This is a genomic window from Pseudomonas sp. RL_5y_Pfl2_73 (assembly GCF_963970515.1).
GTDB lineage: Bacteria > Pseudomonadota > Gammaproteobacteria > Pseudomonadales > Pseudomonadaceae > Aquipseudomonas.
This window is the reverse complement of record NZ_CAXAPD010000044.1, coordinates 1-18,119: the sequence shown is the minus strand read 5'-3', so window position 1 is coordinate 18,119 and position 18,119 is coordinate 1. Positions and strand designations below refer to the sequence as shown.

At 60.0% G+C, this 18,119-nt stretch carries 17 protein-coding genes; 9 read left to right on the top strand and 8 right to left on the bottom strand.

Features of this window, described 5'->3' with window-relative positions; translation table 11 throughout:
• Positions 1–51: 51 nt before the first annotated feature.
• The 3 genes from AACY42_RS26580 to AACY42_RS26570 all read right to left on the bottom strand — a co-directional run bounded on the left by AACY42_RS26580 (position 52) and on the right by AACY42_RS26570 (position 4,630).
• Positions 52–1,299, bottom strand: coding sequence for a hypothetical protein (locus AACY42_RS26580; protein WP_339483411.1), 1,248 nt, complete (start codon positions 1,297–1,299; stop codon positions 52–54).
• Positions 1,300–1,477: 178 nt separating this feature from the next.
• Positions 1,478–4,012, bottom strand: coding sequence for a CS1-pili formation C-terminal domain-containing protein (locus AACY42_RS26575; RefSeq protein ID WP_339483410.1), 2,535 nt, complete (start codon positions 4,010–4,012; stop codon positions 1,478–1,480).
• A gap of 126 nt (positions 4,013–4,138) precedes the next feature.
• Positions 4,139–4,630: a CS1 type fimbrial major subunit gene (locus tag AACY42_RS26570; RefSeq protein ID WP_339483408.1), complete on the bottom strand. Its 492-nt coding sequence runs from the start codon at positions 4,628–4,630 to the stop codon at positions 4,139–4,141.
• A gap of 448 nt (positions 4,631–5,078) precedes the next feature.
• Between AACY42_RS26570 and AACY42_RS26565 the strand changes: the two genes are divergently transcribed.
• The 4 genes from AACY42_RS26565 (at position 5,079) to purT (ending at position 8,373) form a co-directional block, all read left to right on the top strand.
• Positions 5,079–5,648: a PadR family transcriptional regulator gene (locus AACY42_RS26565; RefSeq protein WP_339483406.1), complete on the top strand. Its 570-nt coding sequence runs from the start codon at positions 5,079–5,081 to the stop codon at positions 5,646–5,648.
• Positions 5,645–6,430: a siderophore-interacting protein gene (locus tag AACY42_RS26560; RefSeq protein ID WP_339483405.1), complete on the top strand. Its 786-nt coding sequence runs from the start codon at positions 5,645–5,647 to the stop codon at positions 6,428–6,430. The genes AACY42_RS26565 and AACY42_RS26560 overlap by 4 nt, the downstream gene beginning before the upstream one ends.
• A gap of 203 nt (positions 6,431–6,633) precedes the next feature.
• Positions 6,634–7,101, top strand: coding sequence for a preQ0 transporter (locus AACY42_RS26555; RefSeq protein ID WP_122567142.1), 468 nt, complete (start codon positions 6,634–6,636; stop codon positions 7,099–7,101).
• Between the two features lie 90 nt (positions 7,102–7,191).
• Complete coding sequence (purT, locus tag AACY42_RS26550) at positions 7,192–8,373, top strand: formate-dependent phosphoribosylglycinamide formyltransferase (RefSeq protein WP_339483402.1); 1,182 nt, start codon at positions 7,192–7,194, stop codon at positions 8,371–8,373.
• 98 nt (positions 8,374–8,471) lie between these two features.
• Here the strand turns inward: purT and AACY42_RS26545 are convergent, their stop codons facing one another.
• The gene (locus tag AACY42_RS26545; RefSeq protein WP_339483400.1) at positions 8,472–10,886 is read right to left on the bottom strand and encodes a glucose/quinate/shikimate family membrane-bound PQQ-dependent dehydrogenase; all 2,415 of its coding nucleotides are present in this window, start codon (positions 10,884–10,886) and stop codon (positions 8,472–8,474) included.
• Positions 10,887–11,099: 213 nt separating this feature from the next.
• Positions 11,100–12,482: a carbohydrate porin gene (locus AACY42_RS26540; RefSeq protein ID WP_339483398.1), complete on the bottom strand. Its 1,383-nt coding sequence runs from the start codon at positions 12,480–12,482 to the stop codon at positions 11,100–11,102.
• Positions 12,483–12,747: 265 nt separating this feature from the next.
• On the opposite strand from AACY42_RS26540, the gene AACY42_RS26535 reads away from it, so the two are divergent.
• Entirely contained in the window at positions 12,748–12,978 is a 231-nt protein-coding gene (locus AACY42_RS26535) for a VF530 family protein (protein ID WP_339483397.1), read from the top strand.
• Positions 12,979–12,981: 3 nt separating this feature from the next.
• A complete protein-coding gene (locus AACY42_RS26530; RefSeq protein ID WP_339483395.1) occupies positions 12,982–13,629 on the top strand; it encodes a Pr6Pr family membrane protein in 648 nt (215 codons plus the stop codon).
• A gap of 164 nt (positions 13,630–13,793) precedes the next feature.
• Here AACY42_RS26530 and AACY42_RS26525 read toward each other — a convergent pair whose 3' ends face one another.
• Genes AACY42_RS26525 through AACY42_RS26515 form a run of 3 tightly spaced genes read right to left on the bottom strand, consistent with a single transcriptional unit; the run spans position 13,794 to position 15,140 of the window.
• Complete coding sequence (locus AACY42_RS26525) at positions 13,794–14,003, bottom strand: DUF1289 domain-containing protein (protein ID WP_339483394.1); 210 nt, start codon at positions 14,001–14,003, stop codon at positions 13,794–13,796.
• Positions 14,000–14,524, bottom strand: coding sequence for a gamma carbonic anhydrase family protein (locus AACY42_RS26520; RefSeq protein ID WP_339483393.1), 525 nt, complete (start codon positions 14,522–14,524; stop codon positions 14,000–14,002). Before AACY42_RS26520 ends, AACY42_RS26525 begins: the two co-directional genes overlap by 4 nt.
• Positions 14,525–14,540: 16 nt before the next feature.
• Positions 14,541–15,140 carry a CoA pyrophosphatase gene (locus AACY42_RS26515; protein ID WP_339483391.1) on the bottom strand — a complete coding sequence of 200 codons (600 nt, stop codon included), beginning with the start codon at positions 15,138–15,140 and terminating at the stop codon, positions 14,541–14,543.
• A 145-nt stretch (positions 15,141–15,285) separates the two neighbouring features.
• Here AACY42_RS26515 and AACY42_RS26510 point away from each other — a divergent pair, with 145 nt between their 5' ends.
• The 3 genes from AACY42_RS26510 (at position 15,286) to AACY42_RS26500 (ending at position 17,824) form a co-directional block, all read left to right on the top strand.
• Positions 15,286–15,837 carry an NUDIX hydrolase gene (locus AACY42_RS26510; RefSeq protein WP_339483390.1) on the top strand — a complete coding sequence of 184 codons (552 nt, stop codon included), beginning with the start codon at positions 15,286–15,288 and terminating at the stop codon, positions 15,835–15,837.
• A 42-nt stretch (positions 15,838–15,879) separates the two neighbouring features.
• Positions 15,880–16,386, top strand: coding sequence for a L,D-transpeptidase family protein (locus tag AACY42_RS26505; RefSeq protein ID WP_339483389.1), 507 nt, complete (start codon positions 15,880–15,882; stop codon positions 16,384–16,386).
• A 367-nt stretch (positions 16,387–16,753) separates the two neighbouring features.
• Complete coding sequence (locus AACY42_RS26500) at positions 16,754–17,824, top strand: scabin-related ADP-ribosyltransferase (RefSeq protein ID WP_339483387.1); 1,071 nt, start codon at positions 16,754–16,756, stop codon at positions 17,822–17,824.
• Positions 17,825–18,119: the final 295 nt, after the last annotated feature.

Sequence of the window (18,119 nt, the reverse complement as noted above, 5' to 3'; positions counted from 1 at the left end):
CATCGAATAAAACTCCATATCCCTTCGTCGTCCTGAGTAGAGCCGTTCCTTTTAAACTTCCGAATCCCAAATCACCGTGACATTGCCGGTGTAGGCCTTTGCGCCGTGATCGAGCATCTGCTCGACACCATTGCTGCCCACTTCGAAATGCAACATCGCTGACTTGCGATCCACGTAGTAACCCGGTTGGAACAGTTCGGTGCCGCTGCCGTCGAGCAGCAGAGGCCGGCGGTTGACCGGTTGATTGGCGCCGTCGGTCAAGCCCTCAGGCAAGGTCACGCTGACATTCACCGGCACTTGATGACCGCTACCGGTTTCAGAGACTGCGCAGGTATTGCCGCTGATGTACTGGCATTCAAGCCCCATCTTGAAACGTGAAGACGCCGATATATGGAAACGCTGGTCGCGAAACAGCCGGGTCGGTTTGCGCCCGCTGTTCAGCCAGGATTGCCAGCCTTCCTGGGGGACCAGCTCGACGCGGTTGCCGCCGGGGGGGACATCCACCTTAAGGGTGTGTTCGACGTCGAGTTTTAAATTGAGCGTGATTATGGAGTCGTTGGGGATCATGACATCCCCCAAGTCAAGGTCCTGTCCTGGGCCAACGGTGTAGGTCAGCGTCCCCGTATATTGGCCGGAGGACATCTTCAAAGGATTGGGGGTGCGCAGTTCGTACGCAAAGTCCAGGTGGGTGTAGCTCATACTTGGGATCAGATAAAGGGCTGGTTTGGCACACGCTTCCTCTGTCGGAGCCTTCCAGAAAAACTCGTAATCGGTAGCGCTATAAAAGCCCACTCCACTGTACCGACAGGGTGTAGGTGCATTAACCCAAGAAGAACCGCGCCATAATCTCCGATGAGCGGTGCCTGCTTCCACACCGCCCCCTACCAAATCAACGACGCCGCCAGGAATTCGGTATCTCGAACCGATACCGGAAAAGCGTATTTCAACAATTTCAGTTTCACCCGTCCCTGAATGAGTCACTTGTGTACTACGCCAAGCGGCAGGCACTTTAAACATCGCACCTTGCCGATTTTCTCCATGATTGGCCTGAATAGGACTAATAGAGTTGGACTTAATGGGCAATCGGATACTGAACATCCTTGCGGTCCCACACTCATTCGGATAACTAGCGCAATAACCACTGACCGGCGTGGTATTGAGAAACGTATTCTCCTGGGGTTTCGAAGGGTCAGGCCTGAATACGGCGGTGATATCCCGGCTCACAGCATTGGCCACAGGCACGCACGAAAACAGCACCACCGAGACCACGCTGCGCACTGCAACCGATAAGGGTTTCATTTATACAACCTCATACAATCAAGACAAATCGCTGCAAATAGGTAGGCGAGCAATTCACTTGTGGGAGCAAGGCTTGCCCGCGATGCAGGCGCCTCGCTCTTCAGGTAAACAGCGTTATCGTTCATCGCGAGCAAGCTTTACTCCCACAGTTTCAGGAGCAAGCTTTGCTCCCACGGTCTCATGAGCGCTGTTTCGCACTGTCAGCCTCGGCCACCGTCGTGTCGGCCAAGGTATCCGGCGTACACCGCAAATCACCGATCATCAACACATCGCCCTCTCGCTGAGCACCGTCCGGGTCAAGCCGGAACCGGCAAAACAACTCGCTGCCATAACGCACTTCCAGGGTGGGCGAACCGGCATTCATTTCCATGGAGAAAAACCCGTCCGCCTCACTGACGCCGCGACTGGCGTGGTTGATCACGTGATGGCCCTTGAGCGGTTGCCCTTGGTCGTCCAGCAGGCGACCCAGCACCGTCACGGTTCTCATCACGCTGATCTTGCGGTAGTCCACGCCCCCCTTGTTCAAGTGATAACGGGTGCGCGAGGGCTCAATGCTTGCCGCTGGTGGGTGCACGCCTTCGAAGTCGAAAGTGACCATGCTGTTTTTATAAGCGGTGATGGGGACAAAGTTGCGGCCGGGACGCAGGGTGGTGCTGCCGCCGGTCAAGTCATCGGCGCGCAGGATCACGTCGTCCACGTCGGCTTCGACATCGACGATCATGCCCGCGCCGCGCCCATGGGGCACGGCGGTAAAAGCCGCTTTGCTGCCGCCCACGGCCACCGTGCTGCTCAGATTCAGACCGCCGGTGAGGTTGTCGTTGTAGGACGAACGCTGGACGAAGCCGTCGCCATACAGTGATTCGGTCTGGAAACTGGCAATGCCCGACAGGCCCACGCCATAGGTGTCGGCCAGTGCCGTGGCGGAGACGCTTTGCAGTACGTGGTCTTGCAGATCCCGGCGATAGGACAGCGAGGCATTGTTGTCCCGCGCACCGTCGCGCGAAGTGCGCGTGCCGACGCTGCCCGACCAGTACTCGCCGGGTCCGCCCAGGGCGATACTGACGCTCAGGTCCAGGCCGCGATTGCGCTTGTCGCCGGTGCTCGAAGTGCCGGGACGGTCGAACACCGACAACCGCCAGTTGGCATCGCTGCCGCGCAAAGTGAAACGCTGGGTCCAGCCCAGGTCCAGGCCGGTGCCCTGGATATTGCCTTCGCTGTAGGCCAGCCGTCCGTTGAGGGAGGTCTTGTTGTTCAAGCGATGATTGACCGACAGTGATGAATTGCTGGTCTGGCCGACGTATACGTTGCGCTGACGAATGCGGGTGCCATCCGGCAGGGTTTCGTAGGTGTTACGGGTGTCCAGCCAACTGCGGTTATGGCTGGCCACCACACTGCCATGGCCGTAGCTGTACAAACCTTGCAGGTCCAGGCCGGTGCCGTATTGCTGGGTCTGATAGACGTTGGCGTACAGGCTGGTGCTGGTCGCCAGCGTCCAGTCCACCGAAGTTCCCACTTGCAGTTTGTCCTGCACCTGGCGCGTGGAAGCGCCCAGGATCACCCGCGGATGGAGCAAATAGTTGACGCCTAACCCCGCCGTCGTGAAACCTGAGGGTTGCTCTTCCCAGTTGCTCCAGAGCCGGGTTTCGCGCCCGGCGAACAGGTTGTAGCGCCAGCGGTTCTCGGCGTTGCTCCAGTTACTGGGTTTGTAGATCAGTTCCTGGCTGGTGGCGGTCGTTTGCCCGTCCTCGATCAGCCGCACTTCCACTTCGTAGATACCGCCAGGCAACGGGCGGGTGTCCAGGCTCTGCAAGCCAGCGCTGACCGCCTGGGTGTTGATCAACAAACCGTTGCGGTAAATCTCCACCGAAGCCTGGCGACTGGCGGTGACGTAAACGGGGTAGACGCTGGGTTTTGGATTGTCGATCACCAGGCTGTCGGAGCTGCCGTACATCACCCCCAGTGCGGTGTCGGGGTTGGCGCCGAACGAACGAATCTGGCGATTCAAGCCATCGGAGCTGGGCGTGAAATACCCCAGGCGAAAAAAAGTGCCTTGCATCTCTCGTTGGGTATAGAGCTCATGGATGGCGTGATAGACCTTGTCGTCCGGGCCACCAAGGCGCGAGAGTTGCAAGTCGAGCGACTGGCTCCAGTTGCCCAGGCTCGAATTGGCATTCAAGCCATAACGTCCACCGGTGTCCTGTTCCTGGCCACCGTTGATATTGAGTTGGTTGTTGAAGATCAGGCCCAGGCTGCCGCTCTCGGGTTGATCGTAATAGCGTTTGGTCTCGGTCGAGCGCTCCACATCCCGGGTCAGGATCGACACCAATGAATTTTCAAGACTGTAGTGCACGGCAAGCAGGCCTGATGGGCAACTGCCTTCGCATGCACCCAGCGCCTGTCCTTGCTTGAGATGCTGCTCCCATTGCTCGCGCTCGGCGGTTGTGATTGAACTCTCCTGGGTCTCGGTGAATTCAAGCAACGTAACGCGGTCGTCCCGTGTCAACACCACCATGGCTTCGCCGAGGTACTGTTGATTGACCTCAACACGAACCGCCAGGGGCACATCGAAGAAGTGGGATTCGAATTCCGCCGGCAGGCCCTTGGCCTGGGATAACAGGCTTCTTGGTGTCGTACCGGGGGCAGTCGGCGCGGCTAATGCGTTCGCACACAACAATAGTGCGAGCGCACCCGCGATGGGTGTCATCGGAAACATCAACGGACTCTCTAATCAGCGAGCTATCAGGGCGTTGCAGGTGCAGGCCGACCGGCTGGGGAGGACCGGTCGGCTTGCAGTAATGCCCGAAGGAAAGAGGTAAACCTCAGCGGGCATCGAATGACATCACAGGTTAGCGCGAGGCACAGCGTCGAAGATGACGGTCATGTCAGCGGTGTACAGGCCATTCTGGGTATCCAGGGGCTTGGCCGGAACGATGGTCATGTCTGCCTGGGTACCCGGAGTGGACGTTGCATCGTCCACCACTTCCTGAGGGAGGGCGGAGAGGGTGACGCCGTTGAAGGCCGTGGTCAGGGCAATCGAGTTACTACCGTTGTACAGGGCGGCCGGGCCACCTTCGATGTAGGCGTGTACCGAACCTTCGGTGTTTTTCACGTCATAGGTCTGGCGCAACGAAGTCAACGTACCGCTGACCGTGTTGTAGCTCATGACTTCATCTTTACCGAAGTCCGGGTTGCGCGGTTGCACGTGGAACTGCTGGGTCGGGATGTTCGCAGTGATGTGAATAGCCGAACGTGCGTCATCGGCTGCGAATGCCAGCGAGGAAGTCAGGGCGGCGGCAGCCAGCGAAACACCGGTTACGAATTGTTTGAGCATGTCGTTAACACCTGTTCATAGCAGTAATAGAGAAAGGTTGCAATTGCGGCCCGACAACAAGTTGTAAGGCTGCACTTCCAACGCCGGGCATGATCGGTTCTCTTCAACTAAAAAAAAGCAGGCTCTTTCCCACATGCTCGTAGTACGTTCGACATCCGAATGCGCGAAAAAACACCATGTTTTCTATGAATACTAAGTTGGATGTCAGAAACAACCTACATATACGGCAAGGCCGCGGCATTGCTCAAGGTCAAGAAAAAACTCCAAAAAACTCCATCGGCCGCCTGCCAACCTAATTCAGGTATGGTCTTATTAAATTACAAGCTACCCACAACCAGATTAGATATATCTAATTAAAAAACATCCAACCACAAAGATATATCTCAACGATATATCTCATATAAAAAAATATATTTCAGTTACATCTTTGCAGAATGGAGAACAGCCTATGGCAATCCCTTATTCCCCCTCCAACCGCGAACACGACGGTTTCGAACGTCAGTCGGCAGGCCGTGAACGTACCAGCCGAGCCCCACGCGTTTTCGCCGCTGGAGACCTGAAGCTGCTGATGTTGGCGCTGATTGCCGAACAGCCTTGCCACGGCTATGACCTGATTCGCCGGATCGAGAGCATGTTCGATGGCGCTTACAGCCCCAGCCCCGGCGTGATCTACCCGACCCTGACCTTCCTGGAAGTGAACGCCCTGGTTATCTGCGGCGTCGAAGATGGAAAAAAATGCTACAGCGTGACCGAGGTCGGACGTCTATCCCTTGAGGACCAGGCCGAAGCGATAGAGGAGGTGCGTACACGCATTGAAATCAGCAGGCGCACGTTGCGCGGCCATGATCGTCCGCCGCAGATCCATGAAGCGGTGTATAACCTGCGCCATGCCCTGCAAAAGCACCATGGCCACTGGAGCCCGGAAGAAATCCGGCGGGTGCGCGACCTGCTCGACGCCACCGCCAAAGCCATCGCCGACGGCCCCGACCGTCCACCAGTCTCGGAGTCAAGCCAATGACCGAAGTCGATCCAAACACCATTCACCGTGTCAGCCACGAGATCAAACGCCGTCGCCTGCAAGTGTTGCGGGTTGAGGACCTGACCCCACGCATGCGCCGCATCACCGTCGGCGGGCCGGAACTGGCCGGGTTCGCCAGCCTGGGCACGGACGACCATGTGAAATTGCTGTTCCCGCAGAACGCCGAGGAACAGGCGGCCCTGGAAAACTTCACCCCCAGCGCCGACAAGGTCCAGGGCCCGATGCCCGAGATGCGCGATTACACCCCACGCCGCTATGACCTGGACACCCTGGAGCTGGACATCGATTTCGTGCTTCACGGCGACGGCCCGGCCTCGACCTGGGCGGCCCAGGCGGCGCCAGGGCAATACCTCAACATCGCCGGGCCCCGGGGCTCGATGATCGTGCCAGACATCTTCGACAGCTACCTGTTGATCGGCGACGAAACCGCCCTGCCCGCCATCGCCCGCCGCCTCGAAGGCCTGGCACCCAACAGGCGGGCCCTGGTGGTGTTGGAAGTGGAAAACGGCGCCGAGCAGCAAGTGCTCCAAAGCCCGGCGCAGGTTCACGTGATCTGGGTACTGCGCGAGGGCCGCCAGGACAACCTGCTGCGAACCGTGCAACAGCTGGAAATGCCCGGCGGCAAGCTATACGCTTGGGTCGCGACCGAGAGCAAGGTGTCGCGGCAGATTCGCAAGGTGCTGCTGGAGGAGAAAGGGTTGGACCAGGATTTTGTGAAGGCGGTGGGGTATTGGAAGTTGGATGACAGCGAGGAGGATTGAGGGACTCACGCCGGCTGAGGAGCTGTCGAGTGCAACGAGGCTGCGATCTTGTCCCAGACAGTTGAGTCACAAGCGAAAGCTCAGGATCAAAAGATCGCAGGCTTCGCCAGCGCCTACAGAGCCCAGCGGGAGCAAACTCCCTCGCCACAGGGGCTATCGCTGTCCTTTAATACTTTATCCGTCACCACCAGGTACCCCGCCCCATGCTTTTCCTGCTCGCCTACATCAGCAGCGTCGTGCTGATCAACTTCGCCTTTTCCGCCGCGCCGCACCTGGACATTATCTGGTCGGCCTGGGGCGGCCTGGTGTTTATCCTGCGGGACATGGTGCAGACCCGTTTCGGACATGGCGCCATTGCGGCGATGCTGGCGGCGCTGGTGTTGTCCTACATCACCTCGGACCCGACCATCGCCCTGGCCAGCGCCACGGCATTCGCCGTGTCCGAGTGCATCGACTGGCTGGTGTTCACGATCACCAAGCGCCCGCTCCATGACCGGTTGTGGATCAGTTCGGCCCTGAGCATCCCCCTGGACACATTCATCTTCTTCGGCCTGATCGACGCCCTGACGCCCGCCGTGGTGATCACCGCCCTGCTCTCGAAATTCGCCGGGGTGACCGCCGTCTGGCTGATCATGGCCTGGCGTCTGCGCAAACAGGCCGTCGCCGGCTGACGCGGTTCATGTAAAATGCCGCGCTTTCTCCCCCATGGGAAGCTCGCCCGCGCGTGCCCCGATGATCCGCTCCTGTTTGAGGACCTTCAGATGACCCGTATCGGAACCCCCTTGTCGCCCACCGCGACCCGCGTTTTGCTGTGTGGCAGCGGCGAGCTGGGCAAGGAAGTGGTAATCGAGCTGCAGCGCCTGGGCGTCGAAGTGATTGCCGTGGATCGCTACGCCAACGCGCCGGCCATGCAAGTGGCCCACCGCAGCCACGTGATCAACATGCTCGACGGCGCCGCCCTGCGTGCGGTGATCGAGGCCGAAAAGCCGCATTTCATCGTGCCGGAAATCGAAGCCATCGCCACCGCCACCCTGGTGGAACTGGAAGCCGAAGGCTTCACCGTGATCCCGACGGCCCGTGCCGCGCAGCTGACCATGAACCGTGAAGGCATTCGTCGCCTGGCCGCCGAAGAACTGGGCCTGCCGACCTCGCCGTACTTCTTCGCCGACACCGTGCAAGACTACCGCAAGGCCGTTGAAACCCTGGGTTTCCCGTGCGTGGTCAAGCCGGTGATGAGTTCCTCGGGCAAGGGCCAGAGCCTGCTGCGCAGTACCGATGACGTGCAAAAAGCCTGGGACTACGCCCAGGAAGGCGGCCGTGCCGGCAAGGGCCGGGTGATCATCGAAGGTTTCATCGATTTCGACTACGAAATCACCTTGCTCACCGTGCGTCACGTCGGCGGCACCACCTTCTGCGCGCCGGTCGGCCACCGTCAGGAAAAGGGCGACTATCAGGAATCCTGGCAGCCACAAGCCATGAGCCCGGCGGCCCTGGCCGAATCCGAGCGCGTCGCCAAGGCGGTGACCGAAGCCCTGGGGGGACGCGGCCTGTTTGGCGTCGAGCTGTTCATCAAGGGTGACCAGGTGTGGTTCAGCGAAGTCTCGCCGCGCCCCCACGACACCGGCCTGGTCACGCTGATCTCCCAGGACCTGTCGCAGTTCGCCCTGCATGCCCGCGCCATTCTCGGCCTGCCGATCCCGCTGATCCGCCAGTTCGGCCCTTCGGCCTCGGCGGTGATCCTGGTGGAAGGCCAATCGACCCAGACCGCTTTCGCCAACCTGGGCGCGGCCCTGAGCGAACCGGACACCGCCCTGCGCCTGTTCGGCAAACCGGAAGTCAACGGCCAGCGCCGTCTGGGCGTGGCCCTGGCCCGCGACAAATCCATCGAAGCCGCCCGCGCCAAGGCGACCCGGGCTTCCCAGGCCGTCAAGATCGACTTGTAAAAACTGAGTAGCTTGCGCCCGCGGGATTGCGTCCTGCGGGCTAAAGAAAAAGGCGACACCCGCAAGGGTGTCGCCTTTTTCATGGTCGCAGGTTTGGCTTAATCCGGCAGTTTGTAGGCGATCACATAATCACCCTGCTTGGTGCCCAGGGAGCCATGACCACCGGCCACAACCAGCACATATTGCTTGCCGTCCTTGCCGGTGTACGTCATCGGCGTGGTCTGGGCGCCGGCTGGCAGGCGGCCTTCCCACAGTTGCTTGCCGTTTTTCACGTCATAGGCACGCAGGTACTGGTCGAGGGTGCCGCTCATGAACGCCAGGCCGCTGGCGGTGGTGAATGTGCCACCCAGGCTCGGAACGCCCATGCTCAGCGGGATCGGTACCGGCGAGCTGTCACGCACGGTACCGTTCTTGTGCATCCACAGGGTTTTGTTGTTGGTCAGGTCCACCGCCGCCACATAGCCCCACGCAGGCGCCTGGCAAGGCAGGCCCATGGGCGAGAGCAGCGCTTCGAGGATCACACCATAGGGCGCGCCTTTGTTCGGCTGCACGCCTTCGGTTTCGCTCTTGCGTCCCGGGCCACCAGCCACTTCGGCCGCCGGCACCAGTTTCGACTTGAACGCCATGTAGCTCGGGTTGATGAAGGCGATCTGGCGCACCGGATCCACCGAAATGCCGCCCCAGTCGAACACGCCGAAGTTACCCGGGTAAACGATCGAACCTTGCAGCGACGGCGGCGTGTACATGCCGTCATAGCGCAGCGACTTGAAGTCGATCCGGCAGAGCATCTGGTCGAACGGGGTCACGCCCCACATGTCGCGTTCCTTGAGGACCGGCGGCACGAAGTTCAGGTCGGACATCGGCTGCGTTGGCGAGGTGTAGTCACCTTCCACCGCGCCTTGGGGTGCCGGGATCTCCTTGATCGGGATGATCGGCTGGCCATTGCTGCGGTCCAGCACATAGATGCTGCCCTGCTTGGTCGAAGCCAGGACGGCGGGTTTCACGCCATCGGCGGTCTTCATGTCCATCAGGGTCGGTTGACCGCCGACGTCCATGTCCCACAGGTCGTGGTGGGTGAACTGGAAGTACCAACGCACCTTGCCGGTGGCGATGTCCAGCGCCGTCAGGCCGGCGGCGTATTTTTCCGATTCCGGGGTGCGCATGCCACCGAACTGGTCGGGAGTCTGGTTGCCCATCGGCAGGTAGAGCATGCCAAGTTTTTCATCGACGCTGAACATCGACCACATGTTCGGCGAATTACGGGTGTAGGTCTGGCCTTCGGCAATCGGTGTGGTGTCGTCCGGGTTGCCGCTGTCCCAGTTCCACACCAATTGGCCGGTGTGCACGTCGTAGGCGCGAATCACACCGCTTGGCTCGTCGATGGAAACGTTATCGGTGACGTGGCCACCGATCACCACCAGGTTCTGGGTGACCGCCGGTGGCGACGTGGAGTAATAACCGCCGGCCGTGAAACCGCCGATGTTGGCGGTCAGGTCGACCTGCCCCTTGTCGCCAAAGTCTTCGCACATCTTGCCGGTGTCGGCGTTAAGGGCAATCAGGCGAGTGTCGGCGGTTGGCAGGAAGATCCGCCGCGGGCATACGGTACTGGCCGGCGTGGTGCTGGCAGTGCCGGTCGGGCTCTGCTCGGCGGAGGCGTACGCAGCGTCATCGTGATAGGTCACGCCACGGCAGGTCATGTGGGCCCAACCCTTGAAGTTTTCCGCTTTTTGCGTGGAAAGCTTCGGATCGAAACGCCAGATTTCCTTGCCCGTCTCAGGCTCCAGGGCAATCACCTGGCTGTGAGGCGTGCACACGTAGAGCATGCCGTTGGCCTTGAGCGGGGTGTTTTCGGCAGTGGTTTCACCCGGGTCGTTCGGCCCTGGCAGGTCGCCGGTGCGATAGGTCCAGGCCGGCACCAGTTGGCTGACGTTCTCAGGGGTGATCTGTGCCAGCGGCGAATAGCGGTCGCCATGGGCACTGCGCCCGTAGGAGTTCCAGTCGCCGTCCGGCATGGCCGGTGCGGTGTTGACCATGCCCGGCACGCTGTCGCGGTCCAGTTGGCCGTTTATTTCACCCGGGTTGGTGAACTGGCTGGCGAGCGCGACGATACCAGCAATGACCACGGCGGCGCCCAATGCACGGGTTCCCATGGCCGAGGCATCGGCGGTCAACAGCGGGCGACGGAACCACGGCAGCAACATGACGATGCCCAGGGCAAACAGCATCGCCAGGCGCGGCACCAGTTGCCACCAGTCCAGGCCCACTTCCCACAACGCCCACACGGTGCTGGCGAACAGCACCAGCGCGTACAGACCCAGGGCCGCGCGGCGGGCCATGATCAGCAATACACCGCTCAACGCCAGGCCGATACCGGCCAGCAGGTAATACAGCGAGCCGCCAAGCGTGCTCAGCTTGACTCCCCCGGCCAACAGGACCAGGCCCATCAATAGAAGCAGAATGCCGAGCAAACTCGGTAGCAAACGGCTTCGACTCAAAGCACCCTCAGTGCTCATAGTGTGTTTCTCCGTGACGTTTTAAAGAGTCCCGCACAAGTAGTCACTGTAGATGACGATCTTGAAGGGGCATGGTTCAGTTGAAAAAAGTAATTGGGTTGAAGCGGCCCCTTGTGAGAGCGACCCTGTTCGCGATAGCGGAATGACAGTCGACATCGATTTGGATGTGCCATCGCGAGCAAGCCCGCTCCCACAGGTTTTTTGTGGCACTGACTAGAACGACGACTGAATCTTGACCCCGCCAATCAACGCGTCATCGACCTTGTCCACACCGCCCGGATGGCGGATGTACTGCAGGTTCGGGCGCACGGTCAGCCAGTTCGTCACGTGTACGCCGTAATACAACTCGGCGCTGTACTCGGTGTCCTGGGGTGGCAAAAAGGCCGGATTGTCGTAATCCTGGAGGGCGCGGGCCTGGTTGGTGGCCTCGGCGTTCTTGCGGTAAGCCGGGTTGACGTGAACCCGGGCCAGGGCAAAACCGATGTCATCCCTGGCGCGGGCGTCGAACAGCCCCTTGTAGACGAGACCGGCTTGGACATAGTGGTCGATGGCGTTGGTTTTCTTGTCGTGCATCGTGGCGTTGGCGAACACACTCAGACCGCGGGAATGGTCACTGGCGACGCTGGTCAGTTGCTGTTGCGCCCCCAGCCACACGCCATGCTTGCTCGACGCGCTGCGATACGCCTCGCCGCTCAGAGCGGCCGGCTGGCCGTTGCGATCCTTGTAGGTATCGGTGGCGTTGGCACTGCTGTAGTAATAACCGGCGCGGTATTCGCCCGGCAGACCATTGAGTTTGGGCGACCACACCAGCTCCACAGGTACTACCGCGCCCTGGGTGCCGCTGCCGCTGAGCTTGAAGCCGTTACCGGTTTCCAGGTTCGATGGGTTCTGTTCATAAGCCCCGACCTGGGCGTACAGCTCAGACGTGAGGTGATACTTGACCCGCAGCGCCCATTGGCTGACCGGCCAGTTGTACCAGACACCACCCACCCAGTTGCCCACTTGCGAGCCGCAGAACGCCAAGTTCTGGAAGTCGCAGGGAAAGCTGTTGAAATCCTCGCCCTCACCGAAACGGCCGGCCTTGATATCGAGCCGGTCATCGAAAAATGCCTGCTGATACCACATCTGCGTCAGCCGCCAGGTCTGGCCACGGCCCCAGACTTCCTGGGCGGAAGTGAAACCGCCAACACGCGGGTCGTTGATCCGGTCGTTGCTGATGTTATTGCCGCTGCGCTCGGTGACCGTCAGTTGAAACTCGGCGGCGTGCCAACCGAGGATTTTCTGCAGGTCCAGGTGCGCGCCGAAGGCGAACTGGTCACTGTAGCGAGCGGTGCGGTCATGGTCGTAGCCGCCGTGCAGGTTGCTGCCCATTTCGCCGGTGTAATCGAACTTGAAGTTGTAGCCTTTTTCCGCAAGTTCGCTTCGCGTGCCGTTCCAGTCACCCAGCATCCAGGGTGAGTCGCTATCGAACGCGGGAGCGGCCTGAGCGCCGGTGGCAATGCCCAAGACGCCAAGGCTGGCCATCAAGTGAAGGGTCTTTCTGGCGGCAATACGGCGCCGGACAGCGCTGTCTTGCAGAGTCTGAACATCGAGCATAGAGAAGGAATTCTTGATCTTTTTTAGGGGATTCACTGAACGCCAAGGCTTTGGCACGGCAGAAGAAGCGTTTCAGCTGGCGGCGCAAGGATAATGTCCTGTTACAAATAGAGAAAGGGCTTTTACTGACATGGATCATTTCGGATTCGGTAACAGTGCGCTATGCCTCCTCGCTCTCACTCCCACCGACGAAGGCTATGCTTCCACCACGCGGGCACCTCGGCTAAGGTGCGCGGCTTTACACCTCTTTGCGCGAAGGCCTCCCATGACCGAATTCAGTAACAACCCGCTGCACGGCGTGACGCTGGAGCAGATCCTCAACGCCCTGGTGCAGCACTACGAATGGTCGGGTCTGGCCGAGCGCATCGACATTCGTTGCTTCAAGAGCGACCCGAGCATCAAATCGAGCCTGACCTTTTTGCGCAAGACGCCGTGGGCGCGGGAGAAAGTCGAGCGGCTGTACATCAAGCTAATGCGCACCAAACGACCGGTCTGAGCCATGGGTAGGGATATCCGCCGGCGCCCGGCGCTACGACAGTGCTTCGTGTCGGTGGCGGCACTGTTGGGCTGGGCGGCGTTGAGCATCCAGTTGTACCTGATCCTGCTCGGCCGCTGGGAACTGGGCGCGAGCTTGCTGGGCGGCCTGGTGAACTTTCTCAGTTTCTTCACCGTGCTGACCAACACTCTGGTGGCCGTGGTGCTGACCTGGGAACTGATCCACCGAGAGTCAGCGACCCGGCGCTGGTTTTTGCAGCCGGGGGTCAGCAGCGGCATTACCGTGAGCATCGCCCTGGTTGGCCTGGCCTACAACCTGCTGCTGCGACATCTGTGGCAGCCCGAAGGCTGGCAGTTCGTGGCCGACGAATTGCTGCACGACGTGATGCCGCTGCTGTTCGTTACCTACTGGTGGTTATGCGTGCCCAAGGGCACCTTGCGCATGAAGCACATCGGGCTGTGGATGATTTACCCGGTGGTGTACTTCGCGTGGCTCCTGCTGCGGGGGGAATTACTGGCGGCGTACCCCTACCCTTTCATGGACGTGGCGAACCTGGGTTATCCACAGGTGTTCATCAATGCCGGGGGGATATTGGCGGGGTTCGTCGGTATTGCGCTGGGGGTGGTGGGTTTGGATCGATGGCGTCGCTGAAATAAAGGTTCTTGGGAGCAATATCTGTGGGAGCCAAACCTGTGAGAGCAAGGCTTGCCCGCGATGAACGTTCATGCGGTCCACCTGAAGACCTGGGTGCGCATCGCCAGCAAGCTTTGCTCCCACAGGTATGTGCTCCAGCGTTTAGTACGCACACACGGGTATCAGCGCCTCACTGGCAACATCCACATCAACCCACTGGCCTTGGCCCTTTCATGACACAACGCCAGAACCCCGCGTCGTTCGTCATTGTCCATCCGACTCCAACGGGTGATTTCCGCCACGGTGCGCTGACAACCGGTGCAGATGTCGTCATCGTCCAGCGCACAGATGTTCACGCAGGGCGAAGGAACCGGGCGCTCAGGGGCACTCATTGTTCCTGCTCGACCAAGTCGCGGGCGTAGCGCTGGGCGTTGTGCACATAGTGCGCCGCGCTGGCCTCGAGCATGTTCTTCTGGGCCTCGGTCAGTTCGCGCACCACCTTGCCGGGCGAGCCCATCACCAGCGAGCCGTCGGGGATTTCCTTGCCTTCGCCGACCAACGAGTTAGCGCCGATGATGCAGTTCTTGCCGATCTTCGCGCCGTTGAGAATCACCGCGTTAATGCCGATGAGGCTGTAGTCGCCCACCCTACAGCCATGGAGCATGGCGTTGTGGCCGATGGTCACGCCAGTGCCGATGGTCAACGGATAGCCCATGTCGGTGTGCATCACCGTGCCGTCCTGCACGTTGCTGTTCTTGCCGATCAGGATCAGCTCGTTATCACCGCGCAGCACGGCGTTGAACCAGACATTGGCGCCCTCTTCGAGGCGGACCTTGCCCACCAGCGTGGCGTTGGGCGCGACCCAGCTCTGGGGGTGGGTTTCGACACGGGCATCGCCCAGGCGGTATTTCATGAGAGTCCTCGGGGCGTCAGGTATTGATGAAACTCTTGGGCGGTTTGTGCAGGTCGATTTCGGCGTCGTACAGCAGGTTGACCAACTCCACGACCATGATCGCCGTCAGGCCCCAGATCTTGAAGTCGCCAAACCGATAGCTGGGCACGTACCAACTGCGGCCCTGGTAATCGATCCGGTGCGTGTGTTCGCGCGGATCCTTGCGGAAAAACTCCAGTGGTACGCTGAACACCGCAGCGATCTCGGCATCGTTGGCCTGGTATTCGACGTAGTCCGGAATCACTCCAACAAAAGGCGTGACCTTGATGCCGTGCAGCGAGATCAGCGGGCTGAGGGGGCCGATCACTTCCACCAGGCCGGGAGGCAGGCCGATTTCTTCCTCGGCTTCGCGTAGGGCAGTGAAGATCAGGTCCGGGTCTTCAGGGTCGCGGCGCCCGCCGGGGAACGCCACCTCGCCGCCATGGGTCGAGAGCCCGCTGGCGCGCAGGGTCAGTACCAGTTCCGGTTCATCGCTGCGGGTAATCGGCACCAGCACCGCGGCTTCAGGGAAACGTCGGTCGGCCTGCAGATCGTGCGGGGTATGGTTGCTTACTCGATGCAGTAGCTCGTCCAGCATGAGACTTCTCGATTTATTCGCTACCTTGCATCATGCACCAATCGTTCAAACGGCCCAACCCCCGCACCGCGTCGTGTCGCGAAACGACAACTTGCCGACACCGGCCCGCACCGCCAAGATAGGCGCAGCATTCAGGAATCCAAGCATGAAATTCTGCAGCCAGTGCGGTAACCCGGTGACCCAGCGCATACCCGAAGGCGACTCGCGCCTGCGTTTTGTCTGCGACACCTGCCACACCATCCATTACCAGAACCCCAATATCGTGGCCGGTTGCGTACCGACCTGGGGCAGTAAAGTCCTGTTGTGCCGCCGCGCCATCGAGCCGCGGCGCGGTTACTGGACGCTGCCGGCGGGCTTCATGGAGAACGGCGAAACCATCGAACAGGGCGCCGTGCGCGAAACCGCCGAAGAAGCCTGCGCCCGGGTGCGAAATTTGAGCATCTATACGCTGATTGACGTACCGCATATCAGCCAGGTACATGTATTCTTCCGCGCCGAACTGGTGGATGAGGATTTCGCCGCCGGGCCCGAGAGCCTGGAGGTGAAGCTGTTCGAAGAAGCGGACATTCCCTGGGATGAACTGGCTTTCCGCACGGTGGCCCGTACCCTGGAATATTTCTACGCGGACCGCCGGGCCGAAGATTACCCCGTGCGATCCGAATCGATTCCACCGCTGGCTCAGCCTGCCAATACTTGAAAAACCAATATAGCCACAACACTTTCTAGGGATATCGTTTCAATGCGCTGGTTGCTTGTCCTGTTCTGCCTGTCGTTCACTGCGATGTCCCAGGCCTCTGCGGTGGGAGCCTACAACGGCAAGGTCATCGAAAAAGTGCTGGTGCTCAAGTCCGCCCATCAATTGCAATTGATCAACGACGGCAAGCCGCTCAAGACCTATCGCATCTCCCTGGGCAAGGGCGCCAAGAAAGGTCCCAAGCTGATCGAGGGTGACAAGCGCACCCCCGAAGGCTTCTATTGGCTGGACTGGCGCAAGACCAGCGACCGGTTCTATCTGTCGATGCACATTTCCTACCCCAACATCAGCGACGCCGCCCGCGCCCGCCGCGAAGGCGTGGAACCGGGGGGCATGATCATGATCCACGGCACACCGGATTCGGAAGAGAACCCTGAGCAGTTGTTCCATACGCTGGACTGGACCGATGGCTGCATCGCCATGCGCAATGTGGACATGCGCGAGGTGTGGAGCCTGGTGCCGGATGGGACGATGATCGAGATTCGGCCGTAGCCCCCGACCACACATGAGATCCCTGTGGCGAGGGGATTTATCCCCGTTGGGCTGCGCAGCAGCCCCCCTAAACAAACAACTCAATTTTCCTGACACACCGAATTGCCTGGCTTGAGGGCTGCTTCGCAACCCAACGGGGATAAATCCCCTCGCCACAGAGGGCGGTGTCGACCAGCCTTTTGTTACAAGTCCAAAAACCGCAACGCAATCCCCTCCCCCAGCCTTGATCTACCCTCAGAACTGATGCGGTGGTTCGGCTCGCTGTGCCCCGCAGAATCCAAAGTGAGAAGTGTCACGTCGAAGCATAGGTAGTCATGACGTATGTGATTCGACAGGGCTTCACCTGCTCCAGATGAGACATCAAATCATGACAACTCATAACAGTTTTATACGGACGACAGCGGTTGCGGTGGTGGCGTTGACGGGTGCGTGGCAACCGGGCTCCGACGCGTGGGGGGCCGATGGAAAAGAGGAGCCGTGGTATACCGCCTGGCTTCAGGTCGCGGCGGATTCGAGCGTGCCGATCCGCGATACCAAGCCATCGTTGCATTGGCGTACCGACATGGGCACGCTCTATCGAGGAGACACTACGGATCAGGGACTCGGGGCCTTCCAAGACGGGATCTTACCCAAAGCCGCAGGCTTCCCCGTGATCGAGTGGATGTATGACTGGTGGAGCCACGGAGCTGGGGCAGGGAAATCGGTCTACAGCAGTACAACCCGCGACCAGAGTCTCGCCCAACGTTTCGCCAAGGAATGGGTGTATGAGATCAAAGCCCCTCATGGTATTGACCAGGATGCATCTGGTGGAGCTGTCAGCGAGCAGGAAATCAGCTTTCCGGGGGGAGTCAAGCGCGAGTTCATCAGGCAAGCATGCAAGAAAGACAACCTTGCCGATTGTGAAGCGAATCAAAACTACCGCGAGCCGACCGGCCATGAAAGCCCACTGGAGGTCGCGGCGGTCAGCATAGAATGGAGCCGGATCACGCCTCCAGAAGGTTTGGCGTGGGTAAAAAGCAAAGAGTCCCTCTGGGCGGTCGGTTCCCAGACAATCAATCCAGTACAGGGGGCGGATGCGCTTGTCCAAGGGTTACGGGGCAGGAACTCGCTGCCACCCATTCTCAGATTGGCCAGCCAGCCGGAGTCCCCCTTCATTCAATCGGTCGTTGTGGCATTTCGCGACTATAGCGAAGCCAAGGTCTGGGCTGTCGTGGAAGCACAAAACGGTGGATGGGTATATGAAGTCAGACCCAACAGCGTGGCAGTGGATCTATCAGGGCGTAACACCGGCGCACGCGAAAGCGCCTTCGCGTTCATCGGCGGTATCAAGGGAGGCCTGTTGATGAACGCCCGCCGTTTCGAGAAAGGCGTGGGCGAACCGGTCGAGTGCATTGGCATCGAAAAAGAAGCTTGCCGCCTCGAAAACCGCCATCAATAGTTTTCGCAGTGCAGGCTGGCTAATGCTAACTCCCACAATGGTGTTGTGAACGCCACTAACCACTGTGGGAGCGAGCTTGCTCGCGATGAGGCCAGCAGCCCAACATCCATGTGACTGAACCACCGCCATCGCGAGCAGGCTCGCTCCCACATTAGATTTTCAGCAGACACCATATTCGTGTGCACCCGGAGCTCCTTTGTGGGAGCGAGCTTGCTCGCGATGAGGCCTGCAGCCCAACATCCATGTGACTCAACCACCGCAATCGCGAGCAAACAAGCAACCACAAAAAAACATA